The sequence below is a fragment of the Psychrobacter sp. CAL346-MNA-CIBAN-0220 genome (assembly GCF_040309805.1).
GTDB lineage: Bacteria > Pseudomonadota > Gammaproteobacteria > Pseudomonadales > Moraxellaceae > Psychrobacter.
Map to the genome: position 1 here is coordinate 1 of NZ_JBEOPF010000530.1, position 253 is coordinate 253.

Consider the following 253-nt stretch of genomic DNA (forward strand, 5'->3'; position numbering starts at 1 on the left):
GGTCTGAATATGAACTCATCGTACCAGTCTTAGTTCATCAACTAGGGAGAATAATAATGTTATATAAAAGCGATTCCTTTGAAGTTAGCTTCGTGAAGGAAAACATCGCCGAGTTTAAGTTTTGTGCTACAGGTTCTGTAAACACATTATCTCAAAAAACTCTTTCAGATTGCGCGGCAGCATTAAAAGAATTAGCCGCTAACGCTGATATTAAAGGCATGATTTTTACCAGTGATAAAGACCACTTTATTAT

At 36.0% G+C, this 253-nt stretch carries 1 protein-coding gene; it reads left to right on the forward strand.

Translation table 11 applies throughout. The features are described from left to right. Positions 1–56: 56 nt before the first annotated feature. A partial coding sequence (locus AAEY88_RS14660; RefSeq protein WP_350563563.1) for a hypothetical protein occupies positions 57–253 on the forward strand: 197 nt, incomplete at its 3' end.